This window comes from Pedobacter sp. MC2016-24, assembly GCF_015223055.1.
Classification (GTDB): domain Bacteria; phylum Bacteroidota; class Bacteroidia; order Sphingobacteriales; family Sphingobacteriaceae; genus Pedobacter.
Map to the genome: position 1 here is coordinate 339,719 of NZ_JADFBX010000003.1, position 22,907 is coordinate 362,625.

Genomic DNA, 22,907 nt, shown 5'->3' on the forward strand with positions numbered 1-22,907 from the left:
TTAAGAAATGATTAAAGCAGAAAGACAGCAACTCATTATTACCCACATCAGTAAGGATCAAAAGGTACTTCTGAGTGATTTAAGCACTTTATTAAATGTATCTGAAGATACCATACGCCGGGATATTAAAGAGCTTTCTGACCAGGGATTGGTGAAAGCTGTGCGGGGTGGTGCAATTTCGCATTCACCGATTCCGCTGCATTTCAGGGACCGGGAACATTATGATGTGAGCCACAAACAGATCATTGCAGAGAAGGCTTTGCGCTTTATCAAAGACGGACAGGTGGTGCTGTTTGACTCGGGAACTTCTGCTCTGGCCGTGGCTACGCACTTGCCCAAAGATTGTAAGATTACGGCGATAACCAATAGTTTTCCGGTTGCTGCCGTATTGGAAGACCATGCAACCGTTGAAGTGATTTTTATTGGGGGACGTTTAAACAAAACAGGCTTTTCGACCAGTGGTTATGATGCCATTCGTGCTTTAAGTGCTATTCGTGCCGATATTTGTTTTCTGGGAATTTGCAGCATCGACATTGATCTGGGGCTGACCGGAATTGATTATGAAGACTCGCAGGTGAAAAGGACCATGGTAGAACATTCGAAAAAGGTGATTGCCTTATCTACCCTGGAGAAAATAGGTACTGCTGAGCATTATAAGATTTGCAGCTCCAATGCCATCGATACCATCATTACAGATATAGATCCTGCACATCCTGAGCTGCTGCCTTACAGCCAGGCAGGGATAGAAATTGTATAATAAAAAAAGCTGGGCAGCTCATCCCTTGCTTGGGTTTGCTGTCCAGCTTCTTTATAGATTTTCTCAGATTAGAACGCGAAACCTACACGTACACCAGTGATGATGCTTGGGTTGATCTCAAAGTTGTTACCTGCAGATTTAACTTTTACGGTAGTTGTAGTTCCGTTTACAGTCGTTGTGTTGGTTTTTTTACCTTCTTTTTCGTAAGCGAAACCGAAACCAGCTTCAACACCTAAAAATAAACGTTTAGCGATATAGTAATCAGCACCGATTACACCACGTAAACCGAAAGAAACATAACCAGGACCTTTAGATTCGCTGCTTGTGTTGTCTGCATATAATGGTGCGTTAGCAGGGCCAGTTGCATTTTCGAAAGAAACTTTTCTTGTACCAGCTCCGAAAAGAATATCACCACCTACATATGGAGATAAACGCTCAGTACCAGTGAAGTGTTTTTCAACACCTAAGTTTACTAAGAAATCTGTTGCTCTGCTTTTTGCTGAACCTTCTTTGTTGTCGGTTCCGTAAGCATTTTTAGTTACGTTATTGCTTCCAACATTGAAACCTAAACGGTAAGCTAAGTTTTCTTTTTGGAAATAACGGAAACGCAACATACCAGCGCCCTCGTTCAAGTTGAAGTTTGTGTTGTTGATGCCGCCGGTTAAACCAAACTCAGTAGTAACGTCACCTTGAGTAGGTTTGAAGTCTTGTGCTTTTGCTGTAACGCCTAATACTGCGATACTTAAAATTAATAGTGCTCTTTTCATAAATGTGTTTTTAATGTTAACTAACTGTTACGTTAATAATTTAAGCGTGCAAAAGTAGGTTTAATAGCATGAGTTCTGTCAAAATAATGTCATTACAGAGTTAGGCTTAGTTAACTGCCTGAGTCTCTGTTTGGCTATCTTTTTTTCAAAAAAACTTGATTTTTTGACTTGAAATGCAGGTTTTGATCTTTTGGAACAATAGAGGAAATGGTGTTGCAACACCTGCTTGTGTTTTTTGTATTTTCTTAAACTGTTGAAACTCGAACGGCTGGAGGTAGAGCAAAAAAAAGAACCTAATGTCCAGGGACAATAGGTTCTTTTTTAAGCAGTGAATTCAACTAAGACGCGATCGTCTTAGTCGTTCTACTGACTGCAATTTTTTTTACTGTAGTAATGATCGCATTTGTGTCATAACCACAATACGCCCAGAGTTCTGGTTGCTCGCCATGTTCAATGAACTCATCCGGAATACCCAGACGAATGACGGTTGAATTGTATTCATGATCTGCCATGAACTCCAGGATGGCACTGCCCATACCGCCTTGTATACAGCCATCTTCAACGGTGATGACGTGGTTATAGCGTTTGAATACATCGTGAAGCAATGTTTCATCTAGCGGTTTTACAAAGCGCATGTCATAGTGTGCCGGATGGATACCTTCACTATTTAATTCTTTACAAGCTTCGACAGCAAAATTACCTACGTGGCCAATGGTCAGGATGGCAACATCCTCTCCATCACATATTTTTCTGCCTTTTCCTATTTCTAATGCTTTAAACGGTCTTTTCCAGTCTGGCATCACGCCACTTCCTCTTGGGTAACGGATAGAGAACGGACCCATATTTTCCTGCTGAGCAGTATACATCAGGTTACGCAATTCTTCTTCGTTCATGGGTGCTGCTACTGTCATCTGTGGGATGCAACGCATGTAGGCGAGGTCATATGCACCGTGATGGGTTGCGCCATCGGCACCTGCCAGACCTGCACGGTCTAAACAGAACACGACATTTAAATTTTGTATGGCCACGTCATGAATAACCTGATCGTAGGCCCGTTGCATAAAGCTGGAATAGATGTTGCAAAAGGGGACCAAACCTTGTGTAGCTAAACCTGCAGAGAAAGTAACGGCATGCTGTTCAGCAATACCCACGTCAAAGGCACGGTTAGGCATGGCCTTCATCATGATGTTCATGGATGAGCCGGAAGGCATTGCAGGGGTGATCCCCACAATATTTTTATTGGCTTCGGCCAATTCAACCAAGGTATGTCCGAAAACGTCCTGGTATTTTGGTGGCTGAGGCTTATCGGAGACCGATTTTTTGATTTCACCGGTAATTTTATCAAATAGGCCAGGTGCATGCCATTTGGTCTGATCTTTTTCTGCAAGGGCAAAGCCTTTACCTTTCAAAGTAACACAATGCAGCAATTTAGGGCCAGGGATATCTTTTAGTTCGCGGATGACCTGGGCCAGTCGCTGTACGTCATGCCCGTCAACCGGACCAAAATACCTGAAATTAAGGGCCTCAAAAAGATTACTCTGCTTAAGAAGGGTACCCTTGATGCTTTTTTCGATCTTCTTCACGAATTTGTGGGCATTTGGCCCAAGTTCGGAAAGCTTGATCAGTACTTGTGAGATATCTTCCCGGAAACGGTTATAAGATTTGGAAATGGTGATGCTGGTCAGGTATTCTTTCAGCGCGCCTACATTGGGATCGATTGACATACAGTTGTCGTTCAGGATCACCAATAGGTTGGAGTTTTCAATACCTGCATGGTTTAAGCCTTCAAAGGCCAGTCCCGCAGTCATTGCACCATCACCAATTACAGCTACATGCTGCCGATCGGTTTCTCCTTTATATTGAGAGGCAACAGCCATACCCAATGCCGCAGAAATGGAAGTGGAAGAGTGACCTACACCAAAAGTATCGTATTCGCTTTCACTGATTTTTGGGAAACCGCTAATGCCATGAATGACACGATTGGTGTGAAAAACGGATTTTCTTCCCGTTAATATTTTGTGTCCGTAGGCTTGGTGACCTACATCCCAAACCAGTTTGTCGTATGGCGTATTTAATACGTAATGCAGGGCTACGGTGAGCTCTACAACCCCCAGACTGGCAGCGAAATGGCCACCGTTAACACTTACTGTATCAATAATGTACTGGCGTAGTTCCTGAGCGATTTGTTCGAGATCTTCTTCCTTATACTTCTTTAAATCAGAAGGATAGTTTATGTTGGGTAATAGTGGACCGTTGATATCTTCCATGAAGGTTTTATAGAATACAAGTACAAAGTAAGGTATTTTGTTACCAAACTAAGAAGGAAAATCGTTAATTTTACAAAAATATACTTCGATAAATGACTAGAGATACTTTAATTTTTGATTTGATTGACAGGGAATTGGACCGTCAGGAAAATGGTCTGGAACTGATAGCTTCTGAGAACTTTGTAAGTAAGCAGGTAATGGAAGCTGCGGGTTCTTGTTTAACTAATAAATATGCTGAAGGCCTTCCGGGCAAAAGGTATTATGGTGGTTGCCAGGTAGTAGATGAGGTGGAGAGCATTGCAATTGAGCGTGCAAAAAAACTTTTTGGTGCAGCATGGGTAAATGTACAACCGCATTCAGGAGCACAGGCTAATGCAGCAGTGATGTTGGCCGTAATTCAGCCAGGAGATAAAATTTTAGGTTTCGATTTGTCTCATGGTGGTCACTTAACTCATGGGTCTCCAGTTAACTTTTCAGGAAAATTGTATCATCCGTTATTTTACGGAGTAACTAAAGAAGACGGCAGAATTGATTATGCAAAATTAGAGGAAATCGCTTTGGCGGAACGTCCGAAATTGATCATCGTTGGTGCTTCTGCCTATTCAAGAGAGTGGGATTATGCTTTTGTACGTAGCGTTGCTGATAAAGTTGGCGCTTTGGTGATGGCAGATATCTCTCACCCTGCAGGTTTAATCGCCCGCGGACTTTTAGAAAACCCACTTCCACACTGTCATATTGTAACGACCACTACTCACAAAACTTTACGCGGACCACGTGGTGGTATGATCATGATGGGTAAAGATTTTGAAAATCCTTTTGGTTTGAAAACACCTAAAGGTGAAACCCGAATGATGTCATCTGTATTGGATATGGCTGTATTTCCAGGGACGCAGGGCGGACCTTTAGAGCACATCATTGCAGCGAAAGCTATTGCTTTTGGTGAAGCGTTGAGCGATGAGTACCTGGAGTATGTGAAACAAGTACAGGCCAATGCACAGGCAATGGCTAAAGCTTTTGTTGCCAAAGGTTATGGTATCATTTCTGGTGGTACAGACAACCACTTGATGCTGATTGACCTGCGCAATAAGAACATCACAGGTAAAGTAGCTGAGCAAGCTTTGGAAAAAGCAGACATCACTGTAAATAAAAATATGGTTCCTTTTGATGACAAATCACCTTTTGTAACTTCAGGTATCCGGGTAGGTACTGCAGCGATTACCACCAGAGGTTTCAAAGAAACTGAAATGCAGGAAATTGTTGATCTGATTGATCAGGTAATTACCAATGCGGAAGATGAAGCCAATTTGAAAGCAGTAAAAGAGAAAGTAATTGCTTTGGTAAGCCGTTTCCCTTTGTATAAATAAGCGGATAAATGGAATAATATTAGGAAAGGGTGATCAGTAATGATTGCCCTTTTTTGTGGACTTGTTGTGCAGGTTCTTGTAAAAGATAAAGGGCCGATACCTCATGTGAATGAAACTATCGACCCTTAAATTAACGCTCTCAAGGACAAAGGAAAGCATAATTTTTATAACTGCAAAATCTTTTTTAAAAAAAAATGAAAGCCGACATTTCTGTGTCATTCTGCAAATGCGATGGTAGCAATACTTAATTTATGAATACCACATTTAAATAGCTCAATACCACAGGCTTCTAGTGTAGCGCCGGTAGTCATGACGTCATCCACAAGCAAAATGTGTTTGCCCTGAATGGTTGAAGGATTGGAGAGGAAAAATACCGTTTGCATATTTTCGAAGCGGGTAAAACGTCCTTTTCGGGTCTGACTGCTGGTGTTTACTGATCTTAAAAGTAGTTTCGGTTGCACGGGTATGTTCAACATGGCTGAGATGCCATTGGCGATACAGAGACTTTGATTGTAACCCCTGGTTCTTGCCCGTGCGGGATGTAAGGGTACAGGGATGATGAGATCGGCCTGGGCATAATCCGGATTTAGCTTAATTTTTTCTGCCAGGAGTCCGCCCAGTTTAACACCCAGCTCTTGCCGGCCCTTGTATTTCAAATGGTGAATCAGATTTTGAACCCTGCTGCCTTTTTTGAAATAACACATTGACATGACCGCAAGGCAAGGGAGGCGGCCCCACAATTGTTTGGCTGCTTTGTTTGCTGCATGTTCGTGATGATCGGTATAGGGGAGCTGGAATAAACAGGAGCTGCAGATTTGCGTTTCGCCTTTAAACAGGGGCTGTCCGCATCCACAGCATAGGTTAGGAAATAGCAGGCCAGTCAGGTCCGTAACAAGTTGATAGAACAGATTCATCTGCCAATCTACGGTGTTCTTCGTAAAGAATGGTAATCTGTACCTTAGTTTTGTTCTTTTACAGCCAGCTGTCCACAGGCCGCATCAATGTCTTTACCGCGACTACGGCGGATATTCGTATTGATGCCCTGACTTTTCAGGTAATTGGAGAAAGCATCTATTTTATCGCCATCGGCATTGATGAAGTCAGCAAACTGGATCGGATTATATTCGATCAGGTTAACCTTACAAGGAATGTGCTTGCAAAATTTAGCCAGTTCCATGGCATCCTGAATTTCATCGTTAAAATTGTTGAAAACGATGTATTCATAGGTTACCGGGTTCTTGGTTTTGGAAAAGTAATAGCGCAAGGCTTCTGACAGTGCTTTGAGTGAGTTGTGCTCATTAATTGGCATGATCTCATTCCGCTTTTGATCATTTGCTGCGTGTAGTGACAGTGCCAGGTTAAACTTAGCGCCATCATCTGCCAGTTTTTTGATCATTTTGGATATCCCTGCTGTAGAAACCGTGATGCGTTTATAAGACATGTTCAGTCCGTCTGGCGCGGTGATGCGTTCAATCGATTTCATCACATTGGCATAGTTTAGCAGGGGCTCGCCCATACCCATGTACACAATATTGGTTAGGGGTACATTGTAATTCTTTTTCGCCTGCTGATCAATCAGTACCACCTGGTCGTAGATTTCATCAGCATTGAGATTCCGTTTGCGGTCCATATAACCCGTTGCACAAAACTTGCAGGTTAAACTACAGCCTACCTGTGAGCTGACACAGGCCGTCATGCGGTCGTCCATAGGAATTAAAACACCTTCTACAATATTTCCATCGTACAATCTGAACGCATTTTTGATTGTATGGTCATTGCTGAACTGTGAATTGTTGACTTCAACTACGTTAATAGCATAATTTTCATCCAGTTTATTGCGCAAGTCTTTGGAAAGGTTGCTCATTTCGGCAAAAGACCGGGCAGACTTTTCCCAAAGCCATTGATATACCTGCTTAGCTCTGTAAGCGGGTTCTTGCATGGTTATAAAGTGTTGTTGCAGCTGACCTAAGTCTAACGAACGGATATCTATTTTTTTTGTAGCAGGCATTTGGTTACAAAGTTACTAAAATTTTGAAACCTTGGATGCTGAGGCTACAATTACAGAAATGTTTGACAAATAGCTGTTTATCTTTTCGGACTTCTGGTTTTGGCAGCAGGTGCTCCCGATCTTCCTTTAGAAGGTCTGGTTGGTCTTTTACTTGGACCATTACTTTTGTTCCAGTCGGTACTGCTACTTGAAGCTGAAGATCTGCCGTTGCTGGCTGCACCTGCAGGTTTTGGCGATGATTTTCCTTTACCTCCGGCCGGACGCTCAGCCCTGGTCATAGACGCAGGTGCTTTTTTGCCTGGTCTTTTTCCCGCAGATTTAGTTGCATGGCTACGCCCAGCTGGTCTTCCTGGTGTTACATTCTGCATTAAATCCTCTTCTTCAGCTTTGGCTTTCGACTTTTTAGCAACTCTTTTAGGGGTATGGTCGGCTTCTGAACTTGACTTGGCAACCATGTTGAAGATGTCTGTCTGCTCCTGAGGCGTTAACTCCCGCCATTCACCAACAGGAATACCTTTGACACTGATGTTCATGATCCGCACACGTTCCAGTTTGGTTACTTCAAATCCGAAATACTCGCACATCCTTCTGATTTGACGGTTGAGGCCCTGGATCAGGATGATCTTAAATACAAAAGTGCTTTCTTGTGTGACCTTGCATTTTTTAGTCATCACGCCCAATACCGGAACACCCTTGGCCATGCCGGCCAGGAAGTTTGCTGTGATGGGTTTGTTTACTGTAACCACATATTCTTTCTCGTGGTTGTTTCCTGCACGCAGGATTTTATTTACCAGATCACCGTTATTGGTGAGGAAGATAAGTCCTTGAGAATCTTTATCTAAACGGCCAATAGGGAATACCCTTTCGCTATGGTTAACATGATCAACCATATTGCTTTTAACACCCGCTTCGGTAGTACTGGTGATGCCTACGGGTTTATTATAAGCAATCAATATCGAGTTTTCAACTTCTTTAGGCTCGATAGTTTGCCCGTTAACGGTAATGATATCTCCAAAAAGAACTTTGTCACCTACTTTAGCCTTGCGACCATTGATAAATACATTGCCTTGCTCAATATATCTGTCGGCTGCTCTTCTTGAGCATAAACCGCTTTCACTAATGTATTTATTTAATCGGGTAGTAGAATCAGACATGTGTATTGGAATTATAAATTGATTTCTTTTTACAAAGGAATCAATTTATAATCACATATGCTATCAAAATATTTTAAAGCTGTCTGAAATTAAAAGCTTTGGTCATCTGCACTTGGCCCATAACTGCCCGGAATCGGGATATCAAGGAGTCTTAAATATACACCCAGCTGTGCCCTATGGTGGATTATCTGACTGAGTGCCATTCTGATCACACCTGATTTTGGATCGTTGCTGTAAATCTGTTCGCCGTTTCTTAATTTCCAGGGTTTATCCAGCAGCACTTCATTTTCTGCGATGAGTTCGGATTTACCGTCTTCAAGTGATTTTTCGAACAGATCCATCACGTCCTGGTTGGTGCTGACCTCAACAGGTGTATAAGGGTTGCTGGCAAAGTCAAGCTCATCTGTTTTCATAGCCATGGTGATCCAGGTTGGTAGCTCTGCAATGTGGGTTGACAGCGCTTTCAATTTCATGCTTTTTGGGTGAGGTTGCCAATCAAATTTTTCGGCAGGTACACGTTCAAGCATTTTGCGGGTAGTTTTGGATTCGCTTTCTAACTCTTCCAAATACATGTTAATTCTGTTCATCGCTTTCGTTTTTTGTTTTGTAACACAAATAAAAGCAGAGGCACTGACAACCCTATGGCAGTGTAGTTGTGCTTAAAAAAATTATCTTTGCGCACATTTATTAAAACGTTATTCTTTTGAAGAAAGTTCTTAAAATTTCAGGAGCTGTAATCGCAGTTCCGATTTTGTTGTTATTGGTTATTCCTTACTTATTACCTGGTACGATTGCTAAAGAGGCGAAGTACTGGATCAATCAACATATTAAAGGTGAAGTTCAGTTTAAAGATACGAGCCTGTCTTTTTTTAAGCATTTCCCATCGCTAACCTTAAGCTTAAATGATTTTTTACTGAAGGGTGCCGCACCGTTTGCGCAGGATACCTTATTATATAGTAAAGCATTGTCCTTCCGGGTGGATTTAAGTACCGTTTTTTCGGATCAGATCAAAATTGACCAGGTGTTTCTGGATCAGAGTGTGATCAACGTAAAAGTAGACGCAAAAGGAAATGCCAATTACAATGTTTATCAGGAGGGCGGCAAAACAACAGCACCTAAAGACAGCAGCAATAAAGCCATTCAAATTGCAGGTATATTTATCAACAAGAGCAGACTCACTTACCAGGACCTTTCTGTACCGATGCTGGTTCAAGCTGCTGACCTGAATTATTCGGGAAAAGGCGATTTTACTAAGGCGATTTTTGATTTGAAGAGTAACGCTGAGATCGGATCTTTAGATGTGTTTTACAATGGAGCGCCTTACTTGCTGCATAAAAAAGTAGATGCGCGTTTGGTGACCAGGATCAACACCAATTCACTGGATTTGATGTTCAATGAAAATGACTTGAAAATCAATTCACTGCCGATTCAGTTTATCGGTCGTTTCTCGTTTATTCAGGATGGTTACGACATCAATTTTAGAACCAAGGCCAAAGAAACCGATCTCCATAACATTTTTACGGCTCTACCGCCTGCAATTGCTGAACGCATGGAAAAAACCAATATGAAAGGTTACGCAGAAATCAAAGCCTCATTAATTGGTAAATACCTGGCCGGACAGCAGATCATGCCGACTTTGTCTTTTAACCTGAAAATTCGGGATGGAGAAATTTCCAATCCAAATGCACCTGAGCCAATTCGTAAATTGTACCTGAACTTGCAGACGAAATTGCCTTCGCTGAATATGGATAGTTTATATATCAATATGGACAGTCTATATTTCAATATGGGTAAAGACTATGTCGCTGCTGTGGTTAACTTCAGGGGATTGAAAGAACCAGAAGTTTATGTCAGAAGCAGGGCAGATATCGATTTGAAGAAATGGGCCGGTGTTTTTGAAATGGATCAGCTGGCCGGGCGTCTTGTGGCAAATTTGACGGCAGAAGGAAAATACACTAAGAAAATAGTGCGGAGTGGTTTGAGACAAGTAGATACGTTGATTGCGACGATTCCAGTGTTTAAACTTAATGCTGCTTTAAGTAAAGGATATTTTAAATATCCGACTTTGCCAGCAGCAATAGATCAGATTAATTTCAAGATTAAAGGAGAGAACCCGGATGGGGATTATCGAAAAACCTGGTTTGAAATCAGTGACTTGAACATCCAGGCGCTTTCAAATTATATCCGGGGTTATGCAAAAGTCAGAACTTCGGAGCACATGCCGTTGGACGTTCAGTTGAAGGCCATGGTTGATTTTGCGGAAATTAAAGATTTTTATCCGCTTAAAGATTTAGAATTGAAAGGTAAACTGGACCTGGATCTGAAGAGTAAAGGCGGATATCATCGGACAAAGAAACTTTTTCCGATTACTGAAGCCCATATTTTATTGCGTAACGGCTGGATTAAAACCGCGCATTTTGACCAGGCGCTGGAACAGATTACGATTGACGGCCGATTGCTGAATAGAGACGGTACTTTGAAAGGAACGCAGTTGAACATTAAGCCGATCTCTTTTCAAATGGCCGGACAACCTTTTATGTTAAAGGCCAATGTTCGCAATTTTGATAATATCGCTTATGATATCACTTCGAAAGGGAAAATTGACCTGGGAAAAATGTACCAACTGTTTGCGGTTAAAGGATATGGATTGAAGGGATCGATTAGTACAGATGTTTCATTGAAAGGTTTACAAAGTGATGCGCTTGCAGGTCATTATGGCAAATTGAAAAACAGAGGTATGGTGCTGGTTAATAATTTGACGCTTAATTCCGACCTGTTTCCAAAGTCGTTCCTGATTAAAAATGGAATTTTTTCTTTTAACCAGGACAAAATGAAGTTTGAGCAGTTTAAAGGAAGTTATGGGCGGTCGACCTTTAACATGCATGGTTATTTAGGCAATGTGATCAATTATGTTCTGGCCGATGGGGCAATGTTGACAGGTACATTTAATCTGAACAGTGAACGTATTTTTGCAGATGAGCTAATGGCCTTTAATGATCGGGGAACAGCTGCTAAAACAACCGTGGCCAGTGGTGTCATCATCATTCCTGATAATTTGAACGTTTCAGTTCAGGCAAAGGCAGGTATAGTATACTATAATGGCATGCAAATTAAAAATGCCAAAGGAGAGTTGAAACTGAACAGTGGTACCTTGTCATTAAATGACATGGCCTTTAACCTGGTTGATGCCCCGGTAAGTATGTCTGGAAATTACAAAAGTACCTCGGCTAAGTCGGCTGTATTTGATTACCACATCCAGGCAAAGGAATTCGATATTGCAAAAGCTTATCGTAATCTGAAAATGTTCAGAGAGCTGGCTACTTCAGCCTCAAAAGTGAAGGGTGTGGTGGGAATTGACTATCAGTTGTCAGGCAAGTTGAACCAGGATATGGCTCCGGTTTATCCTTCTTTGAAAGGAGAGGGCGTGCTTTCTGTAAAAAAGGTGAGTTTGATGGGTTTTAAATTGATAAATTCGGTAAGCAAGGCTACCAGACGGGATAGCTTAAGCAATCCGGATGTATCTCAGGTAAATATTAAAAGTAAAATCAACAATAACATCATTTATATTGAGCGATTTAAAATGCGTATTGCCGGTTTCAGGCCAAGGTTTGAAGGACAGGTGAGTTTTGATGGGCGACTGAATATGAGCGGGCGACTAGGTTTGCCGCCATTTGGTATTATTGGCATTCCCTTGAGCATTACAGGGACGCAGGAAAATCCTAAGGTTGCGCTGAAGAGAAATAAAGAAGGTAAGCTGGAGGAAATGCCGGAGTAACTGCCTAGTAATTTACAGGAAGTGATTTCATGTAGTCGTTTAAAGATAGATGTGGTGTTTTTTTGAAAGGGATTTCGAGATTTCTGACTTTGACAATTCTGGATACCCTGAAATCGCGGTACTCCAGACGAAGGTGGCACCAGGCAATCAGATGCCAGTTGAAAGCATAAAATACCAAACCAATGGGTTCAACCTGGCGATTGCTATTTTCCTGATTGTAGTTGCTATAGGCAATTTCGATTATATGCTGGGCAGAAATGGTCTGTTGTAAAACAGATAAATACTCGAATTCATTTTTAATAGATTCAGGCAACTGAAGTTTGATGTTGTTGTCCAGGAATTCCAGTTTTTCCTTTTGATTGTGTTTAAGTACTGCTTTAACCTTGTTTAAGGCGGTGTTGTAATGGGTGGTGATCGATTGGTCTGTAAAACCTGCCACCAGTTTCTCCATAATTAATAAGGCATTGGCTTCGTCCGAGTTGAACGATATGGGTGGTAAAAAGTAGCCCTGTACGATAAAATAGCCTTTGGCTGGTTCAAAGCTAATCGGGATGCCTTGTTCACAGAGCGCCCGGATGTCGCGGTAAACGGTACGGATGCTGATTTGATATTGATCTGCAATCCGGTCGGCATTCGTATACTTTCTCGTTTGAAGTAATAGTAAAATTCCAAAAAGTCTGTCTATACGATTCATTACTTTGTTTGTGGTTTTGATGGATACAAATATATTCATTTGGACTAGCGAAATTTTCCTTTTCTTTGCATCATGGTTTCTTATATTTCAGCTTCGTACATTTATCCGGTTGCCGGAACTCCAATTCAAAATGGTGTACTTGCTATGGATGCTGAAGGTACTATCGTGGATGTTTTAACTCCTGAACAGGCAAATTCCGCTGGAATTGAACAGATCAAACACCATGAAGGTCTACTGGTGCCAGGTTTAATCAATACCCATTGCCATTTGGAATTGTCGCACATGAAAGGTCGCATTCCAAAATATACGGGATTACCTGAATTTGTACAAACGGTGATTAAACAGCGCAGTGCTGATGAATATGAAATCGATGTTGCAATGTTGAGTGCTGATAAGGAAATGTTTGAAAACGGCATTGTGGCAGTCGCTGATATTTCCAATCAGCTGGTTTCAAAAATGACGAAACGGGGCAGTCTGATTCATTACCATACCTTTTTGGAAGTGATGGGTTTTAATCCAACTACTGCCGGAGAGGCCATGCAGCGCGCATTGGAGTTGAAAGAAGCTTTTAGACCTTTAGCTACGTCGATTGTACCGCATGCACCTTATTCTGTTTCGAAGCCGTTATTTGAGGAACTGAGACTGCATGGAGGTGCTGAAATGGAATTGCTAAGCATACACAATCAGGAAACCGCAGATGAAAATGCTTTTTTTGAAACTAAAAGCGGTGCGTTTTTAGGTTTATATGCCTTTCTAGGATTAGACATTGGTTTTTTTCAGCCTTCAGGAAATACCTCTCTACAAACTTTCCTCCCTTGGTTACCTGTGGAGCGTAAAACTTTGTTGGTACACAATACTTTTACCGCTTTAACAGATGTTTTGTTTGCCAAAGAAAATCATCCAAATTTATATTGGTGTCTTTGTCCCAATGCGAATTTATATATAGAGAATAAACTGCCGGATGTAAACCTGCTGAAAGATGCAGGGTTGAAAATTACTTTAGGAACAGATAGTTTAGCGAGCAATGATCAACTGAGCATTTTTGCTGAGATGAAGACTTTACAAGCACATTTCCAAATCCCAACAGAGGAGCTTTTACGTTGGGCTACCTGGAACGGGGCTGAATTTTTAGGTCTGGAGGCACAATTTGGAGCTTTTGAAAAGGGTAAACGACCAGGCGTTAATTTGATCGATTTTACCGAAAAAGATGGTGCCATTGTATTGGGTGATTGGATTAAACGTTTATTTTAAACTATGAGGAATAGAATTACTGATCTATTAGGAATACGCTATCCGATTATTCAAGCCGGCATGGTGTGGTGCAGTGGCTGGAAGCTGGCTGCTGCGGTCTCTAATGCAGGCGGGCTTGGCATTATTGGGGCAGGTTCTATGTATCCGGATGTATTGCGTATGCATATACAAAAATGTAAGGCTACAACGTCAAAATCTTTTGCCGTAAATGTGCCGCTTCTTTATCCTAATGTGGAAGAAATTATGCAAATCATTGTAGAAGAAGGGGTAAAAATCGTTTTTACATCAGCGGGTAACCCGGCTACCTGGACTTCCTTTCTGAAAGATAAAGGCATTGTGGTGGTTCATGTAGTGGCCAATACCAAGTTTGCGCTTAAAGCAGAAGCTTGCGGTGCTGACGCTATTGTTGCTGAAGGTTTTGAGGCTGGTGGGCACAATGGACGGGAGGAGACAACCACCATGTGCTTGATTCCGATGGTTAAAGATGTGGTAAAAATCCCTGTAATTGCAGCCGGGGGAATAGGAAGTGGAAGGGCAATGCTTGCTGCAATGGTACTGGGTGCTGAGGCGGTACAGGTTGGATCGGCATTTGCAATTGCCGAAGAATCATCGGCACATGCCAACTTTAAAACACGCATCTTAAAGGCAGCAGAGGGTGATACCCGGCTGAGTTTAAAAAAACTTGTACCTGTACGTTTATTGAAAAACGAGTTTGCAGATGCTGTTGCCCAGGCTGAGGCAGCCGGCGCCGATGCAGATACTTTAAGTCAGCTGTTGGGAAGGGCACGTGCAAAAATTGGGATGTTTGAGGGGGATATGGAAGAAGGGGAGTTGGAAATTGGACAGGTATCGGCAATGCTAAAGGAGCTTAAGCCTGCAGCGATAATTTTAGAAAATATTTGGCAATCTTTTTTGACCGAACAGCAGCGCATTTGCGCAATGAATTTTAAATAAACAATTTAAATAGTAAAAGATACATGGAAATAAAACATATAGATATCAAGATTTCAGGGAAAGTGCAGGGGGTGTCTTTCAGGGCGGTAACAAAAGTAGTGGCTGACCAGATGGGGGTTAGGGGGATGATCAGAAACGAGGCGGATGGTTCTGTGTATATCGAGGCTGAAGGCGATGATACTTTACTGGAAGTTTTTACAGACTGGTGCAATGAGGGAACCGACCGTGCCAAAGTTGAACATGTAGAGGTTACCCCGGGGGAACTGAAAAACTATCAGAATTTTGAAATTATTAAGCGGTAGATGTCGGTTTTAAAAAAGTTTTTAGGTCAGACGGCAATCTATGGTATCAGTACCGTATTTTCAAGGTTGTTCAATTTTATTTTAACACCACTTTTTACCCGCGCTTATGCTTCGGCAACATATGGTATTTTTACTAAAATGTATGCTTACTCTTCCATGATCAATGCCATTCTGGCTTTTGGTATGGAAAGTACTTATTTCAGATATCTGAATAAACATGAAGATCAGAAACAAGAGGTCTACAACAATTCTTTTTTATGTATTGCCTTTATTTCGACACTCTTTCTAATCAGCGGATTTGTATTTATCAATCCGATTTCAGCTTATTTATCTGCTGATCCGAAACAGCTGGCCGATTATCGGCTTTACGTACAGCTGTTTATTGGCATCTTATTTCTGGATGCCATCTGCGTAATTCCCTTTGCCAAACTCAGGGCAGAGGACAGGGCATTTAAATACAGCGTTGTAAAATTTTTGAATATAGGAAGCTTCGTAGGCTTTAATCTGGTCTTTATTTACCTGATTCCGGCAATTATTAAGCACGATTGGGCAATGGCTGGTTGGCTGGTTTCCTGGTACCGCGAGAAGTGGATCGGTTATGTTTTTGTCTCTAATCTGATTGCCAGTCTGGTTACGCTTTTGATGTTAATTCCAGAGTTTTTAAAACTACAGCTCCGCTTTGATAAAGTGCTGTTTGCAAAAATGTTTTCCTACTCCTGGCCGATCCTGGTGGCAAACTTATCTTTTATTGTCAATGAAAACCTGGATAAAATTGTGCTGAGTGAGCTCTTGCCCAAAAATATTGCAGATAAGCAGGTTGGCATATACGGTGCAGTATGTAAAATAGCCGTTTTCATGAGCATTTTTGTAACTGCTTTCCGGCTTGGTGCGGAACCCTTCTTTTTCAGCTATGCTAAAAACGCCAATGCAAAGAAAACATATGCCATTATATTGCATTATTTTGTGATTGCACTGGCTGTATTGTTTGTTGCGCTGATTGCCAATATCGAAATTCTGAAATACTTTATCAGCAGGGACAAAGCACATGTTGCTGAATACTGGGTTGGATTGCCGGCAGTACCTTACTTATTATTTGGCTACGTTTGTCTGGGAATTTATATGAATTTATCAATCTGGTACCGTTTATCTGACCAGACCCGTTTTGGTTTATACATTTCCATCATTGGTGCCATAATTACAATCGTATTGAATTTTGTACTGATCCCTAAATACAGTTACATGGGATCGGCCTGGGTTTCGATGCTGGCTTATTTTGTCATGATGGTGATTTCCTATGTGCTTGGTCAGAAACATTATCCGATACCATACGATCTTAAACGGATATTGGCCTATTTGATGGTGTCGGTACTGCTCGTCATACTTTCTTTCTGGGGCTTTAACCGAAATATATATATTGGAAATGCCATGCTGATCGTTTTTATCGCGGGGATTTACTATTTTGAAAAAGATCAGCTGAAGACCATATTGTTTAAAAAATAAATACATCCGGCTTTTGGCCGTTAAATGATAAATACTAGATATGAAGATCAATATCATCAATAAATCCGGACATGATTTGCCACAATACGAAACCGCACATGCTGCGGGAATGGATTTGAGGGCTTTTACAGAAAGTGAAATCGTCATTAAACCTTTACAACGTTTGCTGGTGCCTACAGGCTTATCTATTGAATTGCCTATAGGTTATGAGGCGCAAATCCGCCCGCGTAGTGGTCTGGCTTATAAACATGGGATTAGCATTGTAAATGCGCCCGGAACGATTGATGCAGATTACAGGGGAGAATTGAAAGTATTATTGGTAAACTTATCTGACACTGATTTTGTTATTAACAATGGTGACCGGATTGCGCAAATGGTAATTGCAAAACATGAAACCATTTCCTGGCAGGCTGTAGATGCGTTAAGCGATACGGCAAGGGGAGAAGGCGGATACGGACACACCGGTAAATAGGCCCATAATGATTAGAAAAGCTTTTTTAAGTGTATTGCTTTGTACTGGCTTGTCGGCGGTTGCCCAGCAGCCTGCTGTTTTAGCCAAGGTGGATAGTAATGCCATAAAAACGCTTTTTTTTGAAGGTCTGAGAGATAAGCTCAATGAAAACTATGGCAAAGCAACCGAGAGTTTCAATAAGATCATTGCTTTAGATCCAAACAACGCTGCTGTATTTTATGAAATAGCCACGTTAAACTATCGGCAGAATAAACTGAAGGAAGCTGAAACGGCAATCCAGCGTGCTGTGGTTCTGGATGCTGAGAATGTATGGTACTGGAAAATGCTGGCGGAGCTTTACAAGCGTAAGGGCGATATGGAATCGCTGACTAAAGCACTGGATCAATTGATCCGGCTTGATCCGGACAATGATGCTTATTATTTTGACCATAGCAATGCCCTGTTGCTTTCGGGAAAAACGGCCGAAGCTTTAAAAGGTTATGATGCCATTGGAAAGAAGTTTGGCAGCTCTGTGGCGCTTACTCAGGCCAGGCAAAGAATTAGTCTCGGTACCGGCGCAGCAATAGATAAACAAGCTGTGGATAAGATTGTTAAGGAGGAAATCGGGGATGTACGGAGTCACGTGGAGCTTGCTGGCGCATTGATGCAAAAAAAACAGTTTGAACCTGCTTTGTCTGTACTCCGGAAGGCCCGCTTGATGGAGCCTCAAAATTATCAGATAGATCTGGCGATGGCGGATGCGTACAAGGCTTTGCAACGTTATCCCGAAGCGATTACGTCTTTGAAAAGTGCCTTTGAAGATCCGGAAATGCCAGCCGATCAGCAAATAAAAATTGTAATGATGCTGCTTTCCGGAGCAGATAAGAAAGAACGCCTTGATGATGCCATGGTCCTAGCGAGAACTGCTGTGAAGCTGCATCCCGGTGAACTTAAATTGATAGCCTTATATGGCGATGCTTTATATGAACAGGATGATTTAACTGCTGCTTTAACGCAATTCGAGCAGGTGCTGAAAGTGACTGATCAGATTTACGGTGTCTGGGAGCGGGTTGTGATTATCCAGATCAGACAGGCTAAATTTGGAGATGCCATCAAAACAGCTGATGCGGCCTTGTCTGTTTATCCCAATCAGGCCATTTTGTTTTATTATATGGCATTGGCTTTGCATCGGAATCATCAGGATGATGAGGCTTTGAAGCAAATTCAAAATTGCCTGCAGCTGGATGCTGAAAATGGGATTTATCTCGAGCTTTATGGAGATATCTTATATTTAAAGGGAGATCATAGTGCCGGATTGGTGCAGTGGAAAAAGGCGCAGGCAGGTGGCAATCAATCTAAAAAATTAATACAGAAGATCAATGAAAAGAAATATATGGAATAGCTTATGGTTTGTTGGGATGGTTTCTTTAACTGCGGCATGTAAGACAAGAAAAATGGTGGTGGTAGCACCTCCTGTGGTTAAAACCGAGGTTGTCGCCGATAAAAAAGCCGATAATTTAAAATTGCTGGCAGGAAATGATCTTTCTTTTCGTACCCTGGCTTTAAAAGGTAAGGCAAATCTTGATGTAAACGGTAGTGCGAACAATGTAGGGATGACGATTCGTATGGAAAAGGACAAAGTAATCTGGGTAAGTGTAACCTCAATCATTGGCGAGGTGGCACGTGTGCTGATTACGCCCGACAGCATCAAAGTGAGGAATAACTTTCAGAGTGTATATTTACAGAAGCCTTTCCGGTACATCCATACCTTTACAAGCAATCAAGTGGATTTTAAACTGTTGCAGGCCATACTGTCTGGAAATACGGTGGAAAAGTTCATGACATTAAAGTCTGACCTTGACCAGCAAAACGGGGTCTGGGTATTGAAAGGCAGGCAAGAACAACTCAATTACCAGATGCTGTTCAATACTTTATTAAAGGTCGCAGAGACCAATTTAAATGATGTGAATTCTGGACAGGCATTGAAGGTCGTTTATGACGACTATCAAAAAGTATTGGAGGAATTGTCTCCCTCAAGTATGAAGATCAGTTCGATGTCGGGAACAAAAAAAATAAACGTTAATTTGGATTTTTCAAAGATAGAGCGCAATGTTCCATTGGAATTTCCGTTTAGTGTTCCTAAGAAGTATGAAGTAATAAACTGATTTTTTTTATACTTTTGACCAAATGAAGTTACGCAAATTTCTACTACTCTTATTTTTTGTCCTGTTCGCTTCCCTAACTTTCGCGCAAAGCAGTGCAGAGTTGAAGAGGAAGAAAGAAGCCATCCAACGGGAAATTGAATTGTTGCAAAAAAATCTAAACAGGACAGCCAATAGCAAAAAACTGACGTTAAATCAGATCAATGCCCTGAATACAAAAATTAAATTGATGCAGGATAAAATCGGCGTCATCAATTCTGAGATTAAAAATCTCGACAATCAAATCCATGAGAATACAAATACCGTAATTACCCTTAAAGGCCAGCTGTCGCAATTGAAAAAGGAATATGCTGCCATGATCAGATTTGCGCAACGGAATAAAAATGCTTATGAAAAGATGATGTTTGTTTTTGCAGCTAAAGATTTTAATCAGGCCTATAAGCGAATTAAATACTTGCAGCAGTTTGGGCAGTATCGGAAAAAGCAGGCTGGCTATATTCAAGGTACGCAAAAAGACATTAACCATAAGATTGTTATCCTGGATAAAAATCTGAAAGAGAAAAGTAGCCTGTTACAGGAACAGGAGAACGAGAAAGATAAATTGGGTAAAAATAAGACAGAGCAATCGGCTGTGCTCAATAAGTTTAGCAAGCAGGAAAGCAAATTTCGTCAGGATATTGCCACCCGAAAGAAACAACAGGCTCAGTTAGACCGGAGTATCCGGACTGCCATTGCCAGAGAGATTGAGTTGGAGCGTAAAAGAGCTGAGGAAGCGGCCCGTGCCGCAGCCAGGGCTGCCGCTGCTGCCGCCGCAAAAGCTGCTGCAATTGCTGCAGCGAAGGCCAAAGCTGAAAACAGACCGGCACCAGCAGCACCAGCTCCGGTTGCAGCTGCAGTGCCGAAAGCGAATAGTTCAGGATATCTGGCCGCAACTCCCGAAGCTGCAAAGTTATCTGCAGCTTTTGAAAGTAACCGGGGTTCATTGCCATGGCCTGTGACGTCAGGTACCATTACCGAGCATTTTGGTAAACATAAACTGGGGCAAGCCAATTATGACAATGCCGGGGTAAGTATTCAGACTGCAGAAGGCGCAGGGGTTAGGGCTGTATTTAATGGGAAAGTAACCAAAGTCGGAAATGCACTGGGCCGATATTATGTGCTGATTAAGCATGGACAGTTTTTTACAGTGTACCAAAATCTGAGATCTGTGAGTGTTAGTGCAGGAGATGAGGTGAGTACAAAACAGAATATTGGATCTGTGGCTACGGAAGGTGATGTGCCTCAATTGCAGTTCCAGATTTATCGGGGGACTGCCGCGCAGAATCCTGAGGCCTGGATTGCAAAATAAACTATTAATTTAAAAATGTATATTTGTATTAGCAGATAAAAACACCATTAAAATGTATACTGGAACATTAGTTGAATTCTTAAATATAGGCGGATCAGAGATGATGCTGATTCTTGGTGCTGTACTTTTGTTATTTGGAGGTAAAAAAATGCCCGAATTGGCCAGAGGCCTTGGAAAAGGAATTCGTGAATTTAAGGATGCATCAGAAGGTGTAAAAAGAGAAATCCATAGGAACATAAATTCCGTAGGTATTGTAGATGACATTAATGATATCGTAAATGACAACAGCAGACATCATCCTACAGATGAACCAGCTGCTGCTGCTGAAATTACAGGACATCATGAACCAATCAATTTAAATAAAGAAACTGTAACTGTTGACCATCAGGTTGACGATAACAGCAGAATAGAAACGGATAAAACGAAACTTAATTAAAATATCATGTTTAATACAACCATATTGGCCTTTCTAGGGGCTCCGGAAATCCTAATCATCCTAGCAGTTGTGCTACTGCTTTTTGGTGGTAAAAAAATCCCTGAATTGATGCGTGGATTAGGAAAAGGTATTAAGGAATTTAAGGAAGGTAAAGAAGGTACTGATGGCTCTGAATCTATAGAAAGCCGTACCAATAAACCTTTATAGGTTTTCTAACCCGATTTTTAAATCTTTAATGTATTCTTGAATTTGAAGAAGTATAGCTCCTTAACAGAGATACAGGTTCTTATTGAGCAAAAAAAGCTTAGTTTACCGGAATTGCTGGCTTATTATTTTAAGCAAATAGAAATACATGAACACCTCAATGCTTTTAATGAGGTGTTTTTTCATTCTGCGGCCCAGCAAGCTGAAATTGTACAGCAGAAAATTGCAAATGGTACTGCTGGCAAACTTGCCGGTATGATCATTGGTATCAAAGATAACATTTGCTATAAAGACCATGAGGTCACCGCATCTTCCAAAATGCTGGAAGGTTTTGTGGCACCTTATTCTGCCACAGTGGTGGAAAGGTTAATCGAAGCAGATGCCATCATCATTGGTCGCCTGAATTGCGATGAGTTTGCTATGGGAGGCTCTAATGAGACTTCTTATTATGGAAGCGTCAAGAATGCGGCAGATCATGAACGTGTTTCCGGCGGTTCATCCGGAGGCTCTGCTGTTGCTGTTCAGGCCGACTTATGCTTGTCTGCTCTTGGTACAGATACCGGTGGTTCTGTGCGGCAACCGGCAGCTTTTTGTGGTTGTATAGGACTTAAACCTACCTATGGTAGAATCTCAAGGTATGGAGTGATTGCTTATGCTTCCTCTTTTGACCAGGTTGGTACCATTACTTCTTCTGTTGAGGATGCGGCAATTTTACTGGAAGTTTTAGCCGGAGCTGACGATCACGACAGTACCGTGTCTAAGCAACCCGTTTTAAAATATAGTGCTGGTTTGGCAGCAAATGGCAAAAAACGAATTGCTGTACTTAAAGAAACTTTAGACAGTCATGCTTTGGATACCGACATTAAAAAGGGTATTTTACAGGCTATTGAGGATTTTAAAGCGGATGGCCATACGGTAGAATATGTTTCTTTTGATTTGTTGGACTACCTGGTGCCGGCATATTATGTGCTGACCACCGCAGAGGCATCATCAAACTTATCCCGTTATGATGGTGTGCATTATGGACACCGGAATCTAGATGCTGTGAGCTTGGATGAATTGTATAAGACATCCCGGTCCGAAGGTTTTGGCGCGGAAGTCAAAAAACGGATTCTAATCGGGACTTTTGTTTTAAGTGCAGGCTATTACGATGCCTATTATCAAAAAGCACAACAGGTAAGAAGACTCATCCGTGAAAAAATGGAAGAGATGTTGAACGATTATGATCTGGTGATTAGTCCGGTTACGCCAACACCGGCTTTTAAAACTGGTGAAAACCTGGACGACCCTTTGGTGATGTATATGGCAGATATATTTACAGTCCTGGCTTCTTTAACCGGAATTCCTGCAATAGCAATCCCACTGGGCAATAATACTTTAGGTTTACCGTTAAGTGTACAAATAATGGCCAGACATTTTGCCGAGCAAGAGTTACTTGTAGTGGCAAAAGCATTTTTAACCAGGAATCAAGTTCTGGCCAACTAAACTAAACCATTCGCATGTATCGCCATGC

The 22,907-nt window shown here is 41.6% G+C and carries 21 protein-coding genes; 14 read left to right on the forward strand and 7 right to left on the reverse strand.

What is annotated here, in order from left to right; genetic code table 11:
- The first annotated feature begins 7 nt into the window (after positions 1 to 7).
- Entirely contained in the window at positions 8 to 757 is a 750-nt protein-coding gene (locus IM797_RS09835; protein WP_194126941.1) for a DeoR/GlpR family DNA-binding transcription regulator, read from the forward strand.
- Between the two features lie 68 nt (positions 758 to 825).
- On the opposite strand, the gene IM797_RS09840 is transcribed toward IM797_RS09835, so the two are convergent.
- Both IM797_RS09840 and dxs read right to left on the reverse strand, forming a co-directional pair.
- Entirely contained in the window at positions 826 to 1,524 is a 699-nt protein-coding gene (locus IM797_RS09840) for a BT1926 family outer membrane beta-barrel protein (protein ID WP_194126942.1), read from the reverse strand.
- A 338-nt stretch (positions 1,525 to 1,862) separates the two neighbouring features.
- A complete protein-coding gene (gene dxs / locus IM797_RS09845; protein WP_194126943.1) occupies positions 1,863 to 3,791 on the reverse strand; it encodes a 1-deoxy-D-xylulose-5-phosphate synthase in 1,929 nt (642 codons plus the stop codon).
- Between the two features lie 92 nt (positions 3,792 to 3,883).
- Here dxs and glyA point away from each other — a divergent pair, with 92 nt between their 5' ends.
- A complete protein-coding gene (glyA, locus tag IM797_RS09850) occupies positions 3,884 to 5,155 on the forward strand; it encodes a serine hydroxymethyltransferase (protein ID WP_194126944.1) in 1,272 nt (423 codons plus the stop codon).
- Between the two features lie 215 nt (positions 5,156 to 5,370).
- Here glyA and IM797_RS09855 read toward each other — a convergent pair whose 3' ends face one another.
- From IM797_RS09855 to IM797_RS09870, 4 genes are all read right to left on the reverse strand, one after another.
- Positions 5,371 to 6,069 carry a ComF family protein gene (locus IM797_RS09855; RefSeq protein WP_194126945.1) on the reverse strand — a complete coding sequence of 233 codons (699 nt, stop codon included), beginning with the start codon at positions 6,067 to 6,069 and terminating at the stop codon, positions 5,371 to 5,373.
- A gap of 44 nt (positions 6,070 to 6,113) precedes the next feature.
- Complete coding sequence (rlmN, locus tag IM797_RS09860) at positions 6,114 to 7,163, reverse strand: 23S rRNA (adenine(2503)-C(2))-methyltransferase RlmN (RefSeq protein ID WP_194126946.1); 1,050 nt, start codon at positions 7,161 to 7,163, stop codon at positions 6,114 to 6,116.
- 77 nt (positions 7,164 to 7,240) lie between these two features.
- Entirely contained in the window at positions 7,241 to 8,317 is a 1,077-nt protein-coding gene (rluF, locus tag IM797_RS09865) for a 23S rRNA pseudouridine(2604) synthase RluF (protein WP_194126947.1), read from the reverse strand.
- An 89-nt stretch (positions 8,318 to 8,406) separates the two neighbouring features.
- Positions 8,407 to 8,904 (reverse strand): DinB family protein, encoded by a 498-nt coding sequence (locus tag IM797_RS09870; RefSeq protein ID WP_194126948.1) that lies wholly within the window; start codon positions 8,902 to 8,904, stop codon positions 8,407 to 8,409.
- Positions 8,905 to 9,020: 116 nt separating this feature from the next.
- Between IM797_RS09870 and IM797_RS09875 the strand changes: the two genes are divergently transcribed.
- The gene (locus IM797_RS09875; RefSeq protein WP_194126949.1) at positions 9,021 to 12,092 is read left to right on the forward strand and encodes an AsmA-like C-terminal region-containing protein; all 3,072 of its coding nucleotides are present in this window, start codon (positions 9,021 to 9,023) and stop codon (positions 12,090 to 12,092) included.
- Between the two features lie 4 nt (positions 12,093 to 12,096).
- Here the strand turns inward: IM797_RS09875 and IM797_RS09880 are convergent, their stop codons facing one another.
- Positions 12,097 to 12,825, reverse strand: coding sequence for a YafY family protein (locus tag IM797_RS09880; RefSeq protein WP_228098786.1), 729 nt, complete (start codon positions 12,823 to 12,825; stop codon positions 12,097 to 12,099).
- A 33-nt stretch (positions 12,826 to 12,858) separates the two neighbouring features.
- Here IM797_RS09880 and IM797_RS09885 point away from each other — a divergent pair, with 33 nt between their 5' ends.
- From IM797_RS09885 to gatA, 11 genes are read left to right on the forward strand one after another with little or no spacing between them, the layout of a single operon-like run.
- Positions 12,859 to 14,037, forward strand: a complete 1,179-nt coding sequence (locus tag IM797_RS09885) for an amidohydrolase family protein (protein WP_194126950.1) — start codon at positions 12,859 to 12,861, stop codon at positions 14,035 to 14,037.
- A gap of 3 nt (positions 14,038 to 14,040) precedes the next feature.
- Positions 14,041 to 14,991, forward strand: coding sequence for a nitronate monooxygenase family protein (locus tag IM797_RS09890; protein WP_194126951.1), 951 nt, complete (start codon positions 14,041 to 14,043; stop codon positions 14,989 to 14,991).
- 29 nt (positions 14,992 to 15,020) lie between these two features.
- Positions 15,021 to 15,293, forward strand: coding sequence for an acylphosphatase (locus IM797_RS09895; protein ID WP_194127142.1), 273 nt, complete (start codon positions 15,021 to 15,023; stop codon positions 15,291 to 15,293).
- On the forward strand, positions 15,294 to 16,793 hold the full coding sequence (locus IM797_RS09900) for an oligosaccharide flippase family protein (RefSeq protein WP_194126952.1): 1,500 nt from the start codon (positions 15,294 to 15,296) through the stop codon (positions 16,791 to 16,793). It abuts the gene before it with no gap.
- A 40-nt stretch (positions 16,794 to 16,833) separates the two neighbouring features.
- A complete protein-coding gene (gene dut / locus IM797_RS09905; protein ID WP_194126953.1) occupies positions 16,834 to 17,265 on the forward strand; it encodes a dUTP diphosphatase in 432 nt (143 codons plus the stop codon).
- Positions 17,266 to 17,272: 7 nt separating this feature from the next.
- Positions 17,273 to 18,646, forward strand: a complete 1,374-nt coding sequence (locus tag IM797_RS09910) for a lipopolysaccharide assembly protein LapB (protein ID WP_194126954.1) — start codon at positions 17,273 to 17,275, stop codon at positions 18,644 to 18,646.
- Complete coding sequence (locus IM797_RS09915; RefSeq protein ID WP_194126955.1) at positions 18,624 to 19,409, forward strand: DUF4292 domain-containing protein; 786 nt, start codon at positions 18,624 to 18,626, stop codon at positions 19,407 to 19,409. Before IM797_RS09910 ends, IM797_RS09915 begins: the two co-directional genes overlap by 23 nt.
- 22 nt (positions 19,410 to 19,431) lie before the next feature.
- The gene (locus tag IM797_RS09920; protein WP_194126956.1) at positions 19,432 to 20,754 is read left to right on the forward strand and encodes a murein hydrolase activator EnvC; all 1,323 of its coding nucleotides are present in this window, start codon (positions 19,432 to 19,434) and stop codon (positions 20,752 to 20,754) included.
- 52 nt (positions 20,755 to 20,806) lie between these two features.
- Entirely contained in the window at positions 20,807 to 21,190 is a 384-nt protein-coding gene (locus IM797_RS28600; protein ID WP_194126957.1) for a twin-arginine translocase TatA/TatE family subunit, read from the forward strand.
- A gap of 6 nt (positions 21,191 to 21,196) precedes the next feature.
- Positions 21,197 to 21,397, forward strand: a complete 201-nt coding sequence (gene tatA, locus IM797_RS09930) for a twin-arginine translocase TatA/TatE family subunit (RefSeq protein WP_194126958.1) — start codon at positions 21,197 to 21,199, stop codon at positions 21,395 to 21,397.
- Positions 21,398 to 21,439: 42 nt separating this feature from the next.
- The gene (gene gatA, locus IM797_RS09935) at positions 21,440 to 22,879 is read left to right on the forward strand and encodes an Asp-tRNA(Asn)/Glu-tRNA(Gln) amidotransferase subunit GatA (protein WP_194126959.1); all 1,440 of its coding nucleotides are present in this window, start codon (positions 21,440 to 21,442) and stop codon (positions 22,877 to 22,879) included.
- Positions 22,880 to 22,907 lie beyond the last annotated feature (28 nt).